This is a genomic window from Candidatus Scalindua japonica (assembly GCF_002443295.1).
GTDB lineage: Bacteria > Planctomycetota > Brocadiia > Brocadiales > Scalinduaceae > Scalindua > Scalindua japonica.
In genome coordinates, this window is sequence record NZ_BAOS01000022.1 from 93964 (window position 1) to 113539 (window position 19576).

At 37.0% G+C, this 19576-nt stretch carries 15 protein-coding genes; all 15 read right to left on the bottom strand.

What is annotated here, in order from left to right:
* Nucleotides 1–54: 54 nt before the first annotated feature.
* Entirely contained in the window at nt 55–1452 is a 1398-nt protein-coding gene (locus tag SCALIN_RS12235) for a sigma-54-dependent transcriptional regulator (protein WP_096894770.1), read from the bottom strand.
* Nucleotides 1449–3914 carry a PAS domain-containing sensor histidine kinase gene (locus SCALIN_RS12240; protein WP_096894771.1) on the bottom strand — a complete coding sequence of 822 codons (2466 nt, stop codon included), beginning with the start codon at nt 3912–3914 and terminating at the stop codon, nt 1449–1451. The genes SCALIN_RS12235 and SCALIN_RS12240 overlap by 4 nt, the downstream gene beginning before the upstream one ends.
* A gap of 119 nt (nt 3915–4033) precedes the next feature.
* Nucleotides 4034–5359 (bottom strand): hypothetical protein, encoded by a 1326-nt coding sequence (locus SCALIN_RS12245; protein WP_133111868.1) that lies wholly within the window; start codon nt 5357–5359, stop codon nt 4034–4036.
* Nucleotides 5360–5484: 125 nt separating this feature from the next.
* The gene (locus SCALIN_RS12250) at nt 5485–5712 is read right to left on the bottom strand and encodes a DUF2180 family protein (RefSeq protein ID WP_096894773.1); all 228 of its coding nucleotides are present in this window, start codon (nt 5710–5712) and stop codon (nt 5485–5487) included.
* Nucleotides 5713–5841: 129 nt separating this feature from the next.
* Nucleotides 5842–7461, bottom strand: coding sequence for a sensor histidine kinase (locus SCALIN_RS12255; protein ID WP_133111870.1), 1620 nt, complete (start codon nt 7459–7461; stop codon nt 5842–5844).
* A 259-nt stretch (nt 7462–7720) separates the two neighbouring features.
* Entirely contained in the window at nt 7721–8338 is a 618-nt protein-coding gene (locus SCALIN_RS12260) for a Tll0287-like domain-containing protein (RefSeq protein WP_096894775.1), read from the bottom strand.
* Between the two features lie 169 nt (nt 8339–8507).
* Nucleotides 8508–9011 carry a response regulator gene (locus tag SCALIN_RS12265; RefSeq protein WP_096894776.1) on the bottom strand — a complete coding sequence of 168 codons (504 nt, stop codon included), beginning with the start codon at nt 9009–9011 and terminating at the stop codon, nt 8508–8510.
* A gap of 135 nt (nt 9012–9146) precedes the next feature.
* Nucleotides 9147–11144, bottom strand: coding sequence for an ammonium transporter (gene amt / locus SCALIN_RS12270; protein WP_096894777.1), 1998 nt, complete (start codon nt 11142–11144; stop codon nt 9147–9149).
* Between the two features lie 93 nt (nt 11145–11237).
* The gene (locus tag SCALIN_RS12275) at nt 11238–11825 is read right to left on the bottom strand and encodes a response regulator (RefSeq protein ID WP_096894778.1); all 588 of its coding nucleotides are present in this window, start codon (nt 11823–11825) and stop codon (nt 11238–11240) included.
* A gap of 25 nt (nt 11826–11850) precedes the next feature.
* Nucleotides 11851–12108 carry a ferritin family protein gene (locus tag SCALIN_RS12280; RefSeq protein ID WP_096894779.1) on the bottom strand — a complete coding sequence of 86 codons (258 nt, stop codon included), beginning with the start codon at nt 12106–12108 and terminating at the stop codon, nt 11851–11853.
* Between the two features lie 47 nt (nt 12109–12155).
* Entirely contained in the window at nt 12156–12653 is a 498-nt protein-coding gene (locus tag SCALIN_RS12285; RefSeq protein ID WP_096894780.1) for a DUF2231 domain-containing protein, read from the bottom strand.
* Between the two features lie 65 nt (nt 12654–12718).
* Nucleotides 12719–14101, bottom strand: a complete 1383-nt coding sequence (locus tag SCALIN_RS12290) for a hypothetical protein (RefSeq protein WP_096894781.1) — start codon at nt 14099–14101, stop codon at nt 12719–12721.
* 100 nt (nt 14102–14201) lie between these two features.
* On the bottom strand, nt 14202–15851 hold the full coding sequence (gene hcp, locus SCALIN_RS12295) for a hydroxylamine reductase (protein WP_096894782.1): 1650 nt from the start codon (nt 15849–15851) through the stop codon (nt 14202–14204).
* Nucleotides 15852–15980: 129 nt separating this feature from the next.
* The gene (locus SCALIN_RS12300) at nt 15981–16418 is read right to left on the bottom strand and encodes a CBS domain-containing protein (protein ID WP_096894783.1); all 438 of its coding nucleotides are present in this window, start codon (nt 16416–16418) and stop codon (nt 15981–15983) included.
* A 32-nt stretch (nt 16419–16450) separates the two neighbouring features.
* A complete protein-coding gene (locus tag SCALIN_RS12305; protein ID WP_096894784.1) occupies nt 16451–19219 on the bottom strand; it encodes a sensor histidine kinase in 2769 nt (922 codons plus the stop codon).
* Nucleotides 19220–19576 lie beyond the last annotated feature (357 nt).

Consider the following 19576-nt stretch of genomic DNA (forward strand, 5'->3'; position numbering starts at 1 on the left):
CGGAATGTAGTTCTGGAATGATCCGGATGATTGATTATGGAAATGGTTAAACCGCTATACTGTTTGTCCGGATTTAATATGATATTTCTTGAGTATACGTTGTAAATATTGCCGTTCTATTCCTATCTCCTTTGCCGTGTTTGTTACATTGCCGTTATTTTTGTTCAAGACATTCATTACATACTTAGTGTTAAATGCGTCAAGCGACTTTTTGCGTGCTTCCTTATAGGGCAGAGAAAACAATTCATCCCAGAACATGTCGTTTCCACCTGCTTTTTTTACAAATGGCAAAATAATGTGTAGAGGAATTATAGCTTCATTAGTAAGGGTAATCGCACGCTCTATTACATTTTCAAGTTCACGAATGTTTCCTGGCCAGTGGTACTGATAAAATCCATCTTCCACATCAGGAGAAATTCCTTTTATGCGCTTATTTTCTCGTTCATTGTACTTTTCAATAAAATATTTTGTAAGTAATGGAATATCTTCTTTTCTGTCTCTTAAGGGCGGCATTGTTATATTGATAACATTCAAGCGATAATATAAATCTTCACGGAAATCTTTTTCCTGTACTTTTTTGATCAGGTTCTGGTTTGTAGCCGCAATAATGCGAACATCTACATGCCGTGCAAGAGTATCTCCCAGAGGAATAAATTCTCCTTCCTGTAGTACGCGTAATATTTTTGCCTGAACTGATACGGGAATATCTCCAATCTCATCCATAAAGAGAGTACCGCCATCCGCTTCCTCAAAAAGCCCCATTTTCGTTTGAATAGCACCGGTAAAAGCCCCTTTTTTGTGGCCAAACAATTCACTTTCCAGTAGATTTTCAGACAATGTGGCGCAATTGATTACCACAAATTTTTTATTTTTCCTGTTACCGGTAAAATGAATGGCCCTTGCCACCAGATCCTTCCCCGTTCCACTCTCTCCGGTAATTAAAATCGTGGCAGCACTGTGTGCCACTCTGGAAACCATATCTAATACCTTCTGGATTTCTCTGGAATTTCCTATGATAGTTTTGAGTCCGAAGGCTTTTTCCAACTCTGAATGAAGGTATTTATTTTCCTCAATGATATTGTATTGCGCAATCATACGGTCTACATTGAGAATGATTTCATCTAAACTAAATGGTTTTGTGATGTAATTAAATGCTCCTCGCTTCATGGCCTCTACCGCCGTTTCGATTCCGCCATAAGCGGTCATTATTAAAACGGAGGTATTATATTGTTCTTTCACCTTCTGAAGTAATTCAAGCCCATCAATACCTCCAGGAAGTTTCATGTCAAGAATGATAACAGAAAACTCCTGATTTTTGAGCACCTCCAGTGCATCATCTCCTGAGCACGCGGTTTTAACATAAAATCCGCGTTCCGTTAATGCGTTATTCAAAACCGTTCTGTATCCGACCTCATCATCTACAACCAGTATATTGGTTCCATTTTTACTCATGACTCATTTTTTATCCTGACTGGTAATAATACTCTGAATGTTGTTCCTTTCCCTACCTCACTCTCCACCTCAATATTGCCTTCATGCATTTTTACAATTCCATAACTGATACTCAAGCCTAGCCCTGTTCCCTTGCCATCTTTTCTCGCGGTAAAAAATGGATCAAATATTTTATTAAAATCATATTTATTAATACCTTTGCCTGTATCGCTGATAAATATTTCTACTAATTTCTTGTCAGCGTGAAATTCCGTGCCCATAGTCAGTGCTCCTTTTCTATAAACATCTCTATGCCCTAAATCTCCAGCCGCTTCTTGCATAGCAAAAACAGCGTTATTTGCAATGTTAATTATAACCTGCTCTATCTGATGGCTATCCATCATACAATCAGGAATGTTGGAACCGGGTTTTCTGATAACATTAATTTTTTCTTTATGGTACTGTTTTTCTACAATATTCAGTACGTTATCTATCAGATTATTTACATTTGACAATGCCATTTTTGGTTCTTTCTGCCTTGAGAAATCCAGCAGACCACTTATTAACTCTTTGCACCTGATGGACTCCCTGACAGATCCCTCCAGATATTCATGCAAACAAGATCTGTTCTTGCTGATAATAGTATACGTTTCTCCCAATCCTGCATGGTATTTTCCTAAATCGCCCCTAATGTGCATCAATTCTTTTTTCAAAAGACCCACCCCCTGTCTCGTTTCTACTTCACTATCCATGTTCGCGATAATCCTATCCAAATGTTGTGTATATTCTGAAATGGAAAGAGAGCTGATATCCTTAAAACCGCTGGTAATCTTTTCAAAAATTTTCAAACTTTCAGTGCTATAAAGATAAATTACTCCTATAGGGTTATTAATTTCATGAGCAATTCCGGCGATCAATTGGCCTATAGAGGCCAACCTGTCAGACTGCACAAGTTTCTGTTCCAGTTTTCTCAGTTCGGTGATATCACTGGCAATCCCCAGTATGCTTATCAATACACCTTCCTTGTTTTTTATAGGAGAAGTGCTGAGTAACACATTTCTGATATTTTTCTGTTTATCGAGAATTTCAACTTCGAATCTACGGGGAAAATCGCTATGAATAACGCGATTATCATTCTTCCGCTTATTATCAAAAAAGACGGATATCAATGGAGTGCCTATTAAATCTTCTTCCGTGTAACCCCAGTCTTTAATTTTTGGATTCACAAAAGTAAAATTTCCTCGTGCATCCAGTGTAAAAATCAATTCATTAGCGAACCGTAAAACACTTTCTAAATATTCCTTTCTCTCTTCAAGATCACTCTTCAACCCGAGCAGTTTTTCACGAGAATCTTTGATATCACAGGTCATTTGATTAAACGATCCGGTAAGTTCTCCCAATTCATCCTTGAGACGTGTTTCTACCCGAAAGTTCAGATCACCTCCTGCAACCTTTTTCATACCCTTAACCAGCATGAGAATAGGATTAATAATACCTCTTGATACAAATAACGAAACAAATATAACACCAACAATACATATGCCAACCAATGTAATTACCCGGTTTTTAAAGGTATAAATGGTGGAATAAGCCTCTGATTCGTCTGTTTCAACCACTAAAACCCAGTCCATTTTCTTCAAATACACCGCTGCGCCAATAACGTTTACACCACGGTAATCCCTGTAGACCCCTACAAATTCTTTACCCTGTGAATGAACAGAAACTATAGGTTCTGATTGAACCATTTGTCTTAAGATGGCGTTATTCATAAATCTTGATTCGGTAATCAAGAAACCGCCTTTATTCACAATATACACTTCACTGGTAAGCCCTCTTCTGTGAAAAGCACCCATATCAGCTTTTGTAATTATCTTTTTACCCACAGTAATTTCATTTAACTTATCGGCATTAAAACGGATTACAAGGACTCCCAACAATTTTTCTTCACTTTTTTTCAAAATCGGCGCCGCAAAGGCTATCGAATACTCACCAGTTTTATTGTCTCTGTAGACATCCTTCACATAAGTATCCTCTTTGCCGTATTTAAAATAATCTTCATCAACTTCATTCATCCCAATACTGTTTTTATTGCTGGAGGCAACCACAATACCTGAAGGGTTTAAAATAAAAGTCTCATAGAATCCCGGGTTCAGATTTGTTTTATATACCATATAGTCGTTAAATTCCTTGACAGCCAGCTTGTCGCCGGGATTGTTATTTAATTTCTCCAGGTTCATTCGAATAAACTCATCAGACGCAAAAAATTGAGATGAATATTCCCCCGAATCGATGATAGTGAGTATGTGGTTCTTGATTCCTCCGGCAATGAATGACTGTTCTTTGAAGAGCTCGTTCTTGATGGTCTCCTGTGCATATTGATAGGTAAGAATCGCAACAACAATGATGGGCAAGATAGATAATAATAAAAACCAGCAAAATAATTTCCTGCCTATACCACTAAAGAGATTTACACTTTTTATCATAATAAGCCCACACAATTTATAAATATCTGGTAGAGTTATAATTTATACACAAGTAATAAACTTAAATAAACCTCTATTTTTTACTAAAGTTTAAATATCATTATATTCAGTTTGAAACTTTAGTCTGTATTAATGTGCTCATAACGGGCAATGAGTGCCTTTGCGTATTCTACGTGAGACCACATAAGTGGTGTGGCAAAAAGGATAACCTCTTTCTTGCCCTCAGCAATATCTTTCCTAATCTTATCGTAACTTTTCTTCATGAAGAAAAGTTCCTCTACAATGAAATCATAGGATAATCCGGGTATAATGATATCAGGGTGAAATTCTTTTTTAGCATCAAGCCCGACTTCCCACTCTAACCGGACAAACTCTTCAAACCTTCTTTTCGTGCTTAAATGTTCTGGAATATACCCTTCTTCAGTACTATACTTATCAATTTGATTTAGTATGGCATCTCCTCTTTCTATCGCTCCCTCTTTATAGTAATATTGAGCCAACATCGCCGTATATTGTATCCATGGCCCGTTTCCTGCATGAATATGGGTTTCAATATCTTCAGTAAATGGAAGATATCTCTGTAACATACCAAGTTCAGGATCCCACAGGTTATCTACCATGAAGTTGATAGACTTGGTAATAATCTCCGGATTCTCATCTATGACGCAGGAATCACAATCGTCTTCCGTACATTGAAAGTAAACGGGACTCAACATTGTAATATCTGGTCTCAGATCAAAAGCGCCATCTTTTGTTATGCGTCTGACAAATCTGTCGCTGAGGACAAAGCGTCGATGAACGGATTGACTGAATCGGCATTTGAATGAGAGCTCTTCAGAAAAAAAGTCTTTCAGGTTGAATTTATTTGATAGCTGGGATATGAGACTAAAGAAGAGAATGTAAACGTGATTTACCCAGATGCTATATCCCTTCTCAATTGCTGATTCATGTATGCCCGTTGTTGAGAAAAAAAGTAATATTTCTTCGCGATAAAAATTTTTAATCGCAAATTGAATTGCCTTTTTTATCTTTTTTAGATAGTCCTCTAATTCAGATGGTTCCTTACCATGGTGGTGGCAGGTTAATAAGTAGTTGGCCAGGATGATGCCTCCGTAAGCAGTATTGTCCTCCTGAATGTAAATAGCTTTTTTCTGTCCCTTCAAGCCATAACGCTGTACCCACTCCCCATTCTCATCCTGAACAAAGGAAATAAACTGAGCTAATCCCTTTAGCAGATTAAAGGCGTCTCCATTTGGGTCAAGGTCTTTTCCCACCATTTGTCTGAACAAAGAAGAGGCACAGGCACTATCCCTCGGGTATACGTACGGGTAGCGTGATTCAAGGATGGTTGCCAACAGAACGGTTCCATGCTCAGTTGAAATAGAACATTTAGAAATTATCTCCAAATGTTTAGATAGTTTTGCGCAAAGGCTATTCTTGTCCATAATTTCAGGAAGAAAGAAAGATGGATTAAGGCCAGAGGCCAAATCCTCACATACACAGGCATCTTACCTGATTTACAAAAAACTGGCAATAAACCCATAATATTAATAGATTCTTATAAGCAGAATCACTTCTGCTTCTGAACGATAAGGGCATCATAGCACCAGGCACATAGAATGCGTGGTAGCGGCATTGGCAAAGTCACCTCTTCTTCCCCTAATCCCCATTTGTATGTCTCTTTTACCGGTACCTGTTCACGGATCTGATGTTCCATGCAAACAGCTATTCCGCAAACGATGCATATTGCTACCGCATCAGTCTCTTTTCCTTCTTTGTTACAAATATAACATTTCAAAACACACCTCCTTGTTTAATAATTTTGGAACAAAAGCAGTAATTTAAAAAAATCCCATTATGTTTCAATTGCTCATATATTATTCTCATTTTAGAACCGGATCAGTTTTTGGAAGGCAGGTCAATTATCTTACATCCTTTTTTTGTACTTTATTTGCTTAAATCTGATTTGGAATTCTGTCCCTTTGCTCCTATTCAGTTCTATCTTGCCATGAAGCTGGTTTTCCGCTAAATTGGTGACAAGCCTCAATCCCAGTGACTCGGTATTCCTGAAATCCAGGTCTTTGGGGAAACTAACACCGTCATTACTTGCTATGATTTCAAGCTCATCTTTGTCCAGTGAACGTAAAGATATATTGATTTCACCATCTCTGCCTTCCGGAAAAGCGTGTTTCAGAGAATTGGAGATCAGCTCATTAATAATTAAACCACAGGGAATGGCGGTTTCAATTGAGAAGAAAATAGTTTCGACATTTATCTTTAAAGTAATTTTATTAGTATCCATTTTATAAGATAGAAGCAATCCATTTACGAGTGACTTAACATAATCATTGAAATCAATATTTGATAAATCTTTAGATCGGTAAAGATTCTCGTGAATAAGAGCCATTGCTTTTATCCTGTCCTGGCTTTCTTTAACCATTTCAATATACTTTTCATCTTTTATGTATTTACATTGAAGACTGAGCAAGCTGGAAATAACTTGCATATTATTCTTGACTCTATGGAAAATCTCACGCATAAGCAACTCTTTTTCGTTGAGGAGCTCCTTGAGTTTGATCGTCATTGAATTAAATGATTCAACTACCTCTCCTATTTCATCACTCCTTTTACCAATCACTATTGAATGCTCTAAATCACCATTTGCAATCCTTTTGATCCCTTCTATCATTTTCCTTATAATTACATTCATTTTAGCAGAAATAACAAATCCAAAAAAGAGTACGAGAAAAAATACTCCACCTCCCGAAATCACAAATATATATTTAATCCTTGTCAATGGCAAGAAAGCCTCTTTAACACTTTTCTCCGCAATAATTACCCAGTTTGCTTCAGGTACAAACAATGCCGAACCTAATACCATAACACCCTTGTAATTTCTATATATACCGGATATTTCTTCTTTTGAAATCAAAACTTCTTGTACTTCCTTTGTATCAACTATCTGATCAAAAATTACACCATTAGTTGCATCAGCTATCTTTATTTTGTCTCTGTTAACAATATATATTTCACCGAAAGAGCCAAAACCTTCTTTATCAGGGTAATGCATATATTGGTTAAGTACACCCTGAAGGATGTCACCTTTTACTTTCGTTACCATAACCCCTAAGGGCCTTTGCAAAATTCTTTCTTTTAATAAGGTAGAAAATACTAAATGAAAAGTCTCACCTGTTTCTGAGCTTTGAATGGCATCTGAAAAATAAGGACCTTTGTTCTCCAGTAAAACGTATGGGATTCTGAAGTAGTCTTCGTGTGATCTGTCATCACCTATCTGTTCTTTAGAAGTTGACGCAATAATTTTTCCTTCCTTATTAAGAATTTCTATCTCAAGAATATCAGGGTCTAATCTTTTCTTATTTACTATTAAGTGGGTATTTAGTTCTTCGTTTATTTGGAAAGTTTCAGGAGGCATTTGAGTCATCTGTTCTACATGGTCTCTGATAAAACCATCTGAGCCAAAATCTGCAACCCTGAATCTTCTTTTGGACAATAGGAGACCCAACTGGTTATTAAGGCTATATGACATAGACCTCAGCTGCCTGAATACTTCATCTCGTGTTCTCTCATGGACATGTTTGTAAACTATTGTACCCGCAATACCAAGAGGTACGAGAGATGTCAATAAAAACAAAGAAAATAGTTTAAAAACAACCTTTGTATACCTGATTTTACACCTCAATCTAACCAATAAGCCACACAAACATCAAGATTAACGATTGATATAATCAAAGAGAAAGTTGCAGATTTATATTCCTTCTGGTCCGCGAAAGCTCCTTTTTTTATACTTAATTTTCAAGTGGTACAATAATGCTTATTCCGCCACGAACGTCTCCTTCTTTATACCCAAATGCCTGATCATACGGATATTTTCTCTCCAGAAATTTTCTTATTTCAGGCCGTGTTTTATCTTTTGAGGTATGACATTTCAAACACGCCTTTTCAACATAAATTGGTTTCATGTATCTATAGATTTTCCTGCCATCTGTTTCCAGAATCTCACCAAATCCGGTACCCTTTGGATATTTTGATAGCTCGAATTTATTTAATATTTTCTTTTCCCACTCATCAGGTTTATTATTAAGATTCCTGAGCTTAACGCTCGTTTGCTTTAGTTTATATCCAGTCATCAAACTGAAATCATTAGCTATTTCCGAACCAACCAGGGCAGGTACAAAGCCTTTGAAGTAGTAGTTTCCCGTTACTGGGTCTATATTTATAAGGTCCTGGTTTTTTGCTATAACATTTCTCGTGGCAACTAACATGTTAATTGTTGAATCTGCCAATCTTTGCAAGCATTTCACATTATCATTTCCTATGTCTTGAGCAAAAGTATAGTTATTGCTAATAACGGATATTGAAATTACAAGCATTGAAAACGATGATTTAATCAACCTGGAATACATAATGTTACCTCCAATAATAGTTGTTTTTAAGAGCCTTGTGTTAATAAATTATAAAAACATCAGAGTTAAAATGGATTGCCTTGCTCCTAGACTATCAGCATACTCCTGAATTTTTATTTTACGACAATCTGTCATTACATATTTCCACTTTTATCTCTCGTTTCCTGCCTTACTTCCAATTACCGTCTGCATCTCTTATTTTTTTGCAGGAAGGACATACCGGGAGTAAGCCGGACAATGAGGTTATTTTTGGTAATGCACCTTGTAGTTCTTCAATGAACCGCTTTCTTTCCTTTTCCATTCTATGCTTGTAGATGGCAATTTCAATTGATATTTTCAAGTCTTCGTTTACAAAAGGCTTGACGATGTATCCGAACGGTTCAGTTATGCTTGCTCGTTCCAGAATTTTATCATCGGTATAAGCCGTTAGATAAATAACTGGAATATTAAAGCGAGAACGAATTTCATTAGCTGCTTCTATACCGTCCATTTCTCCTTCCAGCACGATATCCATCAGTGCTAAATCAGGCTTATCTTTTTCCGCATTTTGAACTGCCTCCTCTCCCGAAGAGGACATAGAGGTTACCTCATATTTCATGCTTTGTAATACCAGCCTGATTTCTTCCGCAATCATCCACTCATCTTCCACAATCATGATTCTTGTCTTTGTCATAGTCTGTTCCTTTCCTACCAGAAAATATAATTACCACAATCTGGTATTTTTAATAATTTTTCTCTTTACCTATGGAAACACAATTCTTGTTTTAATTCCCTTTTATGAATGTAACATACATATGTCTCAGCAACATTATATCCTGTCCTTGTATTCTTTCTCTTTAAAAATTATCTGGAATTCTGTTCCATTTTTTTTGTTTATAGTAACTGTACCATGTAGCGAACGTTCTGTTAAATTAGTTATCATGCGCAAACCTAAAGATTCCGCCTTTTTGATATCAAGGCTGTCAGGAAGCCCAACTCCGTTATCACTGACTATTAATTCTTTCTTACCTTTATCAAGTAAACGAAGAGATATTCTGATTTCACCGTCTTTGTCCGGCCTGAATGCGTATTTCAGGCAATTTGTGACCAGTTCATTGATGATTAATCCGGTGGGTATGGCAGTATCGATTCCCAGAGAAATATTTTCAATATCCATCTTCAACGAAATTCTGGAAGTACTCACTTTGTAGGAGACGAATAGATCGTTTACCAGATTTTTGATATAGTCATTGAAGTCAACATTAGCAAAATCTTTTGATCGGTAAAGTTTTTCGTGAATAAGCGCCATTACCTTAATGCGGTTCTGGCTTTCCTGCGCCATCTCTATCGCCTGTTCATCCTTACGAGATCTGGATTGGAGGCTGAGCAGGCTGGAAATGACTTGTAAATTGTTTTTCACTCTATGATGAATCTCGCGTAGAAGTAACTCTTTTTCATGGAGAGAAGCTTCTGTCTTCGCCGCCTCCCTTTGAAGTGCATCCATCACCCAATTGTAACGTTCAGCTATTTGTCCGACTTCTGTGAACGGTTCTACCGGTACACGGAGATTCATGTCACCACTCTTTGCCTGCCTATCCATAGTACTGAACATGTCATGCAGTTCTGTCCTCGCTCCATGCTCTGAGACATTAAGGCCAATGTATTCGTCATCTAGAGAGACTCGTAATGGGAAGAACCGGTTTATTAATAGAAAAAATCCATAAGAGGTACCAAATGTCCACATAAAGCATACTCCTATACCCGATGCTTGAATTAAGAGTTGTTCACCACGGGTTAGACCTGTATCCAGGACTTCTGCATTGCCAAAAATCGCTACAGCGATTGTACCCCATACACCAGCACCCAGGTGGACGGGAATAGCACCGACTGCGTCATCAATGTGTAAATAATCCAAAAGGTATTCTACTCCTAACATCACAGTTCCACCTATACCACCAATAATCAGGGCATATACTGTGTTGACAGCATGAGCGGAGGCGGTTATGGCAACAAGGCCAGCGATCGATCCGAAAATTACGAGTTCAGCATCCGCCCGCTTTCGTATTATCCATCCTATAGTAAGTGTCACCATAGTACCTGATGCACCAGCAAGAAATGTATTTGTGATAATAGCAGCAACCTGGTCATTCAAAGCAAGAGTACTTCCACCGTTGAAGCCAAACCAGCCGACCCACAGAAGCAAAGCTCCAAGTACCGATAAGGGAAGATTGCTGCCATGGATCTTCATATGTGCTCCAACTGCAGGGAAGCGACCTGTACGGGGTCCGATAACCAGCAATGCAGCCAATGACACCCAACCGCCGACACTGTGGACCACAGTAGAACCGGCAAAATCTATAAAACCTGCTTTTCCTAACCAACCGGAAAGAATTCCTGATTGTATTCCGTTCCAGGCCCAATGTCCAAATATCGGGTATATCAGACCAGCAAGTATTATTGATATGATGATATAGCTCCTGAATCGCAATCGTTCCGCAGTCGCCCCTGAAACAATAGTCACAGAAGTAGCACAGAACATAATCTCGAAAAGAAACAATGAATTTCTCTCTGGTCCGTTATCAAGAGATAAAAAGAAATCAGTTGATCCTGCCAATCCGCTACCGGATGCCCCAAACATAATAGCAAAGCCAGAAGACCAGAATAAAATTGTCGTAATTCCAAAGTCAGTAATGTTTTTAATAGCGACATTGATGCTGTTCTTTGATCGTGTCAGACCTGATTCCAGACAGGTAAATCCTGCCTGCATGAAAAAAACCAGACCAGCGCATATTAAAACCCAGAAAATATCGGTTAATGATGTATCCATAATCACTCCTTTATTATTCTTTTAACAACTTTATGATAAAGTTATTTCAGTATTTATATTGACACGTTGTCTTCACGTTGCCAGAAAACCTTCTTATGTATTACGGATTTTCTCACAAACAGGGCAAACCATATGTTTGAATTCCGCACCAGAAAGCTCACTAATAAAATCTTCAATTCGTTTCCAATCACCCTCTTCATCTTGTATTTTTTTACAAGAAGAGCAAATGTGAAGAGGACCAGCCAGTGTCCTGTTCTTAGCCAGCGCATTACTGAGATCTTGAATTCGTTTTCTTCTTTTTCCTTCGGCTTTGTGTTTATAAAGAGCCAGTTCAATAGCAATTTTCAAGTCTTCGCTTGTAAAAGGTTTGACTATATATCCAAACGGTTCTGTTACTTTTATTCGCTCCAGAATCTTGTCATCGGCATAAGCTGTTAAATATATAAAGGGGATATCAAAACGTGGATAGATTTGCTTTGCAACTTCAATCCCATCCATTTCTCCCTCTAATACAATATCAGTCAACACCAGATCCGGTTTATCCTCCTCCGCCTTTTGAATCGCTTCCTTTCCGGTAGATGCCAGGGCAGAAACAGTATATCCCATATCCTGTAATTTATATTGTGTATCCTCGGCGGCAATCCACTCATCTTCCACTATCATAATCTTTGCTTTTGTCATTTGCTCCCATCCTTTAATTGTATTTTTATTTCCCCGTTGACTTTAATTTGTCTATTTCCTGTTGTAACTTTTTTAATTCCATCTCCAACATACCTTTATGAGAAAGCTTCTGGTTAGCAACTTTAATGAACATCCTTCTGGTACCCTCATGTTTTATAGACTTTGCAAGATCATGGTAGAATTCGTATGCTACCTCCTCCCTGGGAATTGCAACTATCAAAACTTCTATTACCTTTTCCAACTCTTTAATTCGTTTTCCTGATATTTCTATTTGATTATTCATGAATCACTCTCCTTGTTTCATGCGCCTAAGAAGCACTGACAGATTTTTCATCGAGGCAGTCCGTAAACTAACTTGCCTCCCATATGCCCAAGATAGACGATAAGTGGTATAGTAGAAATATTTAAAATAATGAAAATTATATTGTATATACCGGTATAATTCAGCGTTTCCGGAAAAAACCAGTACCAGATAACACATAATGCCCCTACTACACTTAAAATCAAGCTGAAGCGTATTTTGTTAATAAAAATATGGGTTTTTGCTCCTCTATATTTATTTTTCCACTCAAGTATTCCGGTAAAATGGGAAATCGGTGTAAAAAAAACAGCAATGATCATAAGGTAAAAATATGTATTACGGAATGAATTCCGATCGAAAATCAAAGCAAGGAAAAGAAAAATAATTGCCACAGGGTAAAGGGCAGTTGGAAAATGGACACAAAGCGCATGAAACGGAATCTCGGGTAGTCTGATTTTCAGTTTTGTTTTTTCCGGAAATATTTTTTTCAGAATTTCCACCAGACTTGTTCTCACGGTCAATTTCATAAAAAAACCCCGCTTTCATTAATCCTGCCATTTTGTCTGCAATAAGTGGTATATGGAACGTTAATTCAGTCCGATTTATCGTCTCTGTCTGTTTCTGTAATTGTCTGAATACCAACTATTGGCTGCGATCTATCTGCTATTCGCGTGACCATAAATTTTTTAATTTTTAGAAAATAATCTATTATATAATTAGCTTCAAATGGTTCTGGTGGAGAATCTCCTTGCAGGCAGACAACTTGTCCATTACTCAGCCCGGAAATATCTTCTATCTGTAAGGCTAAACCTTTACAGGAATAATCACAAATTGTCTTTATTATAATAGTTTTCTTACTCTCTTCCCGACATAAGCTCACTGACGGTTGACCCCACTTCCAGGGTTGTCTTGGGAATTTACGCAGGTCAATTGCATTCGCGAAACTATCCTTCGGTTGGTAAAGCACCCCATGCACATGCTTAAACCACCAGGAATGCAAATCAAATATCTCTTTAACGATACGACCACGATCCGCATTTCGAGTTTCCGCGTGAAACAGGTCTATATTTGAGGTAGTCCACATTTTCAAAAAATGGTCTTTGAGTATATCGAAAGTCATTACATCCAACTGTTTCTGGAATTTAAACATCGGCATGTTATCACCGATGCACCTATTTGATACGTTTTGTTTCGGGCTTCTGCCAAAGGTATATGGTTGAAAATAAACAGTATTGTCTACTAACGTTAACCAGCAGTTTGGAGTATGTGTATAAAACCTGACATTTGATCCAACATTTGGAAAGATTCGAAGCCTGTTACACGCGTAGACAAAATCACTGTAAACCCTCTGATGGAAGAATGGATCAGAGGGTTTTATTTTTGTTCTATCAGTATTAACGATCTTTGTCACCTCAGAAGCAGTGCTCTCAAGTAATGTTCTAAAGACCGCCGCAGGTTGAAGCGCGTCAAGTAAAAGTATTCTGACATCCAGACCGCATGTTATCTTTTCATCAAGGGAAGAAAGCAAATCATCCAATTGAACAATCTCAGAGTGTGCAATGCCAAGTAACCACAATCTTTTCTCGGCATTTTTTACGGCATTATATAGATCATCCTTTGTATCCTTACGGGAATAATATATATCGGTAAGTCCACAGATTGAAGCGGTGCCGATGAGTTGATTGGACGAGCATAAAGTATTTTCTATGAGGGCTCTATTATCGTTGATAAGCTTGTTTGTGGGAGAAAGGGTGTCTGTAAAAATACTTTTCATGTGTCCAAATATTTCCCACCAGAAGAATGCGTACTCTATGATATGAATACACATTAAGGCGCTCAGTACAAGGAGCAGATGTTTAATAGTTTCAGGTATGTCATGCCAGTAACGAGGTAACAAAATGTAGAAAGATACCGCGATAAGGAAAAGGATGCATACAACTAACATTCGTGCAAATGGTCTTGGCCTTTCACTCACTGATCGTCACCTCCCTTATGAATAAGGATTTATTTCTCGATTATATCCCTTTTGTCTTTAAAAAACAGGTTTTATTCCTTTTATTCAAAGCTGGTTTTAATTAATTTCCAGAAAGCATTTCTTTAATGTCTTCTGAGACTTTACCAATAGGTTTTACATTAAATTTTTCAACCATTACATTTGCCATATCAGGTGTCAAGAACCCGGGTAATGTTGGCCCCCGCCTTATTTTTTTCACACCTAAATGAAACAATGCCAATAATATTGCTATTGCCTTCTGCTCATACCATGCAATATCGAAAGAAAGTGGCAATTCATTAATATCAGCCAGATCAAACGCTTCCGTAAGCTTCTGGGCAATTATAACCAGAGAGTATGAATCATTACATTGCCCGGCATCAAGTACTCTTGGAATTCCATTAATATCACCTAACTCCAATTTGTTGTAGCGATACTTTGCACACCCAGAGGTTAAAATAATAGTATCTTTTGGTAGGGATATTGCTACTTTTGTATAGTATTCCCTGGTTCTGTGCCTTCCGTCACAACCTGACATTACAATAAAATGTTTAATCTTTTCTGTTTTTACTGCTTCAACTATTTTATCTTTCAGCGCTAAAACCTGATGGTGTGCAAAACCACCAACGATTTCGCCCTGTTCTAATTCAATTGGAGGCTGACATTTTCCGGCAAGTCTAATTATTTCAGAAAAATCTTTCATTCCTCCATCTTTCCTGCCGGCAATATGTTTTACACCAGGATATCCGGACATACCGGTCGTAAATATTCTATCTCTATATGCATCCTTTACAGGAACAATGCAATTTGTTGTTATTAAAACAGGCCCATTAAAGGAATCAAATTCTCTGCCCTGCTTCCACCAGGCATTTCCATAATTTCCAACAAGATGTTTATACTTCCGAAAACACGGGTAATAATGTGCCGGAAGCATTTCACCATGTGTATAAACATCAATCTCTGTTCCTTCAGTTTGCTTAAGGAGGTCTTCTAAATCCCTATAATCATGTCCTGAGACTAAGATACCGGGTTTATTACCGACTCCAATATTTACTCTGGTTATTTCCGGATTGCCAAAACTTTCGCAATTTGCCTTATCCAAAAGTGACATTGTTCTGACTGCGCATTCTCCTGTTTTTCCCAGGATTCCCAGCAACTCCTTTATTGATAAGTCTTGGGTGGTTGCGGCTAATCCTTCCATTATAAAGTCATAAATTTCCCGCTCTTCAAAACCTAAGATTGCCGCATGATCAGCATAAGCGGAAATACCCTTGCATCCATAAATGATAAATGCTTTTAAAGCACGAATGTCTTCATCTAAATACGATAAAAACCCAACATCTTTTGCTTTTTCATGAAAGTCGCCGGCATTTTCAGAATGCCATAAAGCACAATCTGGAATATTTTGATAAAATTCATTTTGAACAGAGACAGATAATAATCGCGCTTTTAAGTTTTTTTTAATATCCAAACCTTCTTTTATTAATGAGATGATTCTTTCATCATCGAAATTAGCATTTGTGATTGTCGCGAAAAGAGATTTAGCAATAAACAAACCAATATTATTATCAATACGTTCAAACCTTTTTACTTCAACCCCATAGACACATATTCCCTTGAGCACAAAAATCAATAAATCTTGAAGATTAGCGGTTATTTCCGATTTACCACATACACCTCTTACCGTACATCCTGAGTTATTAGCGGTTTCTTGACACTGAAAACAAAACATGCTCATTACTTTCTCCTTAATCTAAAATGAATTTTAAATTAGCATAACTATAGAGAATATATCACTCTGCAGTTCATTTTTCCCATATCCTGCCATCATGATGATTTGTAATCTCTTTTTAAAATCCACCTAACACTCTTCGTGAATGTATCTCTCTAGTTCCTCATTCTCGAATTTCTGATCTGCTATTAACTGCTTGACCACATCACCCTGGGACACTACTCCAACCAGTTGTTTTTTTTCCATAACAGGCAAATGCCTGATGCATTTTGCCGTCATCAGTGACATGCAATCCTCAACTGAAGTTTCAGGATCAACGTAAAGCACTTCTTTAGTCATCAGTTCACTAACATTTGTAGTCTTGGAAGCCTTCCCTTTCAGAATTGCTTTGCGAGCATAATCACGTTCCGAGAAGAGGCCAACAACCTTTTCTTCCTCAATAACCAATAAAGCCCCCAAATTCTTCTCTGACATTAATTGCAATGCTTTATATGCTGTTTCATATGGAGCAATTGACCAAATCTTCTCTCCTTTGCTCTTCAAAATTTGACTGACTGGATTCTTCATTGATATACACTCCTTTCTCCTTCAATACCGTATTATAATAATGGTAAAGTAAATGAAAAGTTACTTCCCTTTCCCGGCTCACTTGCAACCCATATTTTTCCACCATGATGCTTTACTATCTCTTTGCAGATTGGCAGACCAAGGCCCGTTCCTTTCTGTTTTCCTTTAATAGCTGTGTAAGACTGTTTGAATTTATCAAATATCTTCTCATGATCACCTTCAGGTATACCTTTACCTGTGTCTATTACACTTACCACTATCTCGTTATTCAGCTTCCTTGCCCTGCATGTTATGAATCCCTTTTTTGTAAACTTCAAAGCATTAGAAATCAGATTAATTATTACCTGTTCGAGCCTGTTCTTGTCGCCCAGAACTTCAGGCAATTCGTCATCGACATCTATTATTAACTCACAGCTGTCTTGCTCAAAAGAACTATGGGTAAGAGCTTTTGCTCGTTTCATAATCTCAACTACTGAAATGTGTTCCATTTTCCACTCAACTTCTCCACTTTCTATCTTTTCGATGTCAAGGAGGTCGTTTATAAGATCTGTCAATCTTCTCCCCTCTAATATTATGGTATCCAGGCCACTTTCCACTTTCCTTATTGACCTTGCAACCTTGCTGTCATCTGTTCTAACATTTGGAAAAACTGAATTTTGAAGTCTATTGTTTATAATCGTTGCATAGCCCAAAACAGCTGCAAGAGGTGTCCTTAATTCGTGCGAAGCTACGGTTAAAAATTCTGTCTTCCGCTGATCTGCTTCTTGAAGTTTCTTATTTGCCTCTCTTAATGCAAATGTCCTCGACTCTACTTTTTGCTCCAGCGCCTGACTATATTCCTCTAATTTAATTGACTTCTCTAACAACTGCTGTTTCGCATCCATTTCAAATGTTCTATCCCTGATTATTCCAGTAAAATAATATCGTTTGTTTTCAATTTTCTGGAATGATAAAGACAATTCAATTGGGACTTCAATCCCTTCTTTTGTCTTTCCAGAAACTTCTATTGATTTACCAATTATTCTGGCTTGACCGGTTTGTAAAAACCGCTTTAATCCTTCCTCATGTTCTTTTTTGTATTTTTCTGGAATAATTAATGTTACTGATTTTCCTATGATCTCACTCTTTGAGTATCCGAAGATCTTTTCAGCAGAGTGATTCCAGACTCTAACACTGCCATCTTCATCGATACAGACAATAGCATCCTGAGCAGTTTCTATCAAATTCTCCGAAAACATCTCCGATCTTTTCATCTTTTCGTCTATTTTTTTTATCTCTGTTATATTTTTCTGTTGTCTAATGGCACCTTGAAATACATTTTCCTCATTAAGAAGAGGGTATATAAGCAAGAGGATAGTTTCTCCCGTAATTGGATCATCAAATTCTTCATATTCAGGTTTTAAACTTCTAGCACATTTTACGAGTGAACATTTATGCAAGGCTGTGTCTGTGCAACGAAAAATCTCGGAGCATTTTTTGTCATATAACTGTTTTTCGTCTATGTTAAACGCATCATAAAATGCTTTATTTGCCCTGACAATTTTATAATTCTTATCATGGATTGTAATAATATCAGGAGTCGCATCAAAGGTTATTGTCCATTCTTCACTACTCCTCTTTATCTTAAATAAAAACAAATCGTCATTCTTAATGGAACGGATGTCATAAGAGCTTGCTTGTCTGTGTTTATGCAACTCTGAATTAATGAGTTCTCCCAGTTTTTTTAAATCATTCATACTTCTATAACCCATTATTGGACTCTCTAAATCACTTCTTGCAATCCTTCTGGCCACATCTGTAGTTTTCTCTAGAGAGCCCGTAATTTTATTAGAAATATAGACTGCAACTAACAAAATAACTACAATACCGGTAGATCCAATAATGAGAATAAAGTATTTTAAATACGTGACAGGAGCAAATGCTTCTGAGACATTTTTGCTTGCGGCGATAACCCAATCCATTTCTTCCATGTATTTAAAGACACCAAGTACTGAGATACCTTTATAGTCAGGATATATGCCAGACACGCTTGTTCTATTTTCAAATGCAGTTCGAATTCCCTCATTATCAACAATCTGATTGTACATGGCATCTTCAATGAATCTTGATTCAGTAATCATTATTTTATTATTATTTACTATATACACCTCTCCTGTCTCCCCAAATCCATTCAGTTGTTTTTTCTGCCCAGATCCTTCTTTTATTTTACGATGGATAGCCCTATTGAGACTAAAACCGTTATATCTATTAATGATTAAACCAATAGGATCTTGCCCGCCTTTCCTTAAAAGAGTCCTGCTAACATCAAAGAAAGTATTCTGTCCATATTCTGAAGAATAATGTATATCAGTTATGCAAGAACCTTTTTTTAATGTCTCTGAGAAGTATGTTTCGCTTGAAATATTTCTGCCTAATATGCCTGCATCTGTTGAACTGATTATCTTACCATCAAGATCAGCGATAAAAACATCTAGAATGTCAGGATCAAGGGGTTTCTTGCTTGTAACAAGATGATTATTTAAGGAATTAGTATAATATTCTTTCGTGCTGTCATTCCTTATGATTCCTTCTGCACATTCTCTTATCAATCCGTCAGAGCTAAAGGCAAAAGTAAGGACTTGTTTTCCTGACAAGAAAATCTTTACGTTTGTACGTATTTCATCAGCAGCTATCTCTAGTTGATCAAAAATGTTTTTTCTTATTTCCCTGCAAGTATATAGATAGCAGATTACGGTTGTGACCGTTATGATGATAATCGATGGAATTAAGAACCAGAATAATATTTTATTTTTGATAGTCATTTTTCACCGGCAACTTACCGAGAATATTAATTGTGATATTAAATGTTTTTTATCTAATATTTAAATATATACAAAAGACATACCTTGAATTGATATTTCTCTATAGATAAATATAACTGTCAACAAAATTAATCGTTACAAAATGAAATCTTTTGTTAAACCAGATGTCTCAGTGAGGGAAAAATGAATTTGTTGAATGACATGTAGCAAAAACGTATTTTTTAAGTCTTTATATTTGGATGAGTTAAAAGAGTCGTGTTATGTTTTTGACATGTAATTCTACAGGAGGAGAATGAAGTTAATAACATCATAAGATAAAGCAAAATCCAGCATTAATAAGTACTCAAATAATGTTTA

Bases quoted from the DNA above. Each gene is read 5' to 3' on its own strand.
- SCALIN_RS12255 (WP_133111870.1), bottom strand. From the start codon at position 7,461: ATGTCATATAGCCTTAATAACCAGTTGGGTCTCCTATTGTCCAAAAGA.
- hcp (WP_096894782.1), bottom strand. From the start codon at position 15,851: ATGTTTTGTTTTCAGTGTCAAGAAACCGCTAATAACTCAGGATGTACG.
- SCALIN_RS12285 (WP_096894780.1), bottom strand. From the start codon at position 12,653: ATGAAATTGACCGTGAGAACAAGTCTGGTGGAAATTCTGAAAAAAATA.
- amt (WP_096894777.1), bottom strand. From the start codon at position 11,144: ATGGATACATCATTAACCGATATTTTCTGGGTTTTAATATGCGCTGGT.
- SCALIN_RS12280 (WP_096894779.1), bottom strand. From the start codon at position 12,108: ATGAATAATCAAATAGAAATATCAGGAAAACGAATTAAAGAGTTGGAA.
- SCALIN_RS12300 (WP_096894783.1), bottom strand. From the start codon at position 16,418: ATGAAGAATCCAGTCAGTCAAATTTTGAAGAGCAAAGGAGAGAAGATT.
- SCALIN_RS12260 (WP_096894775.1), bottom strand. From the start codon at position 8,338: ATGTATTCCAGGTTGATTAAATCATCGTTTTCAATGCTTGTAATTTCA.
- SCALIN_RS12245 (WP_133111868.1), bottom strand. From the start codon at position 5,359: ATGGACAAGAATAGCCTTTGCGCAAAACTATCTAAACATTTGGAGATA.
- SCALIN_RS12240 (WP_096894771.1), bottom strand. From the start codon at position 3,914: ATGATAAAAAGTGTAAATCTCTTTAGTGGTATAGGCAGGAAATTATTT.
- SCALIN_RS12305 (WP_096894784.1), bottom strand. From the start codon at position 19,219: ATGACTATCAAAAATAAAATATTATTCTGGTTCTTAATTCCATCGATT.
- SCALIN_RS12265 (WP_096894776.1), bottom strand. From the start codon at position 9,011: ATGACAAAGACAAGAATCATGATTGTGGAAGATGAGTGGATGATTGCG.
- SCALIN_RS12235 (WP_096894770.1), bottom strand. From the start codon at position 1,452: ATGAGTAAAAATGGAACCAATATACTGGTTGTAGATGATGAGGTCGGA.
- SCALIN_RS12275 (WP_096894778.1), bottom strand. From the start codon at position 11,825: ATGACAAAAGCAAAGATTATGATAGTGGAAGATGAGTGGATTGCCGCC.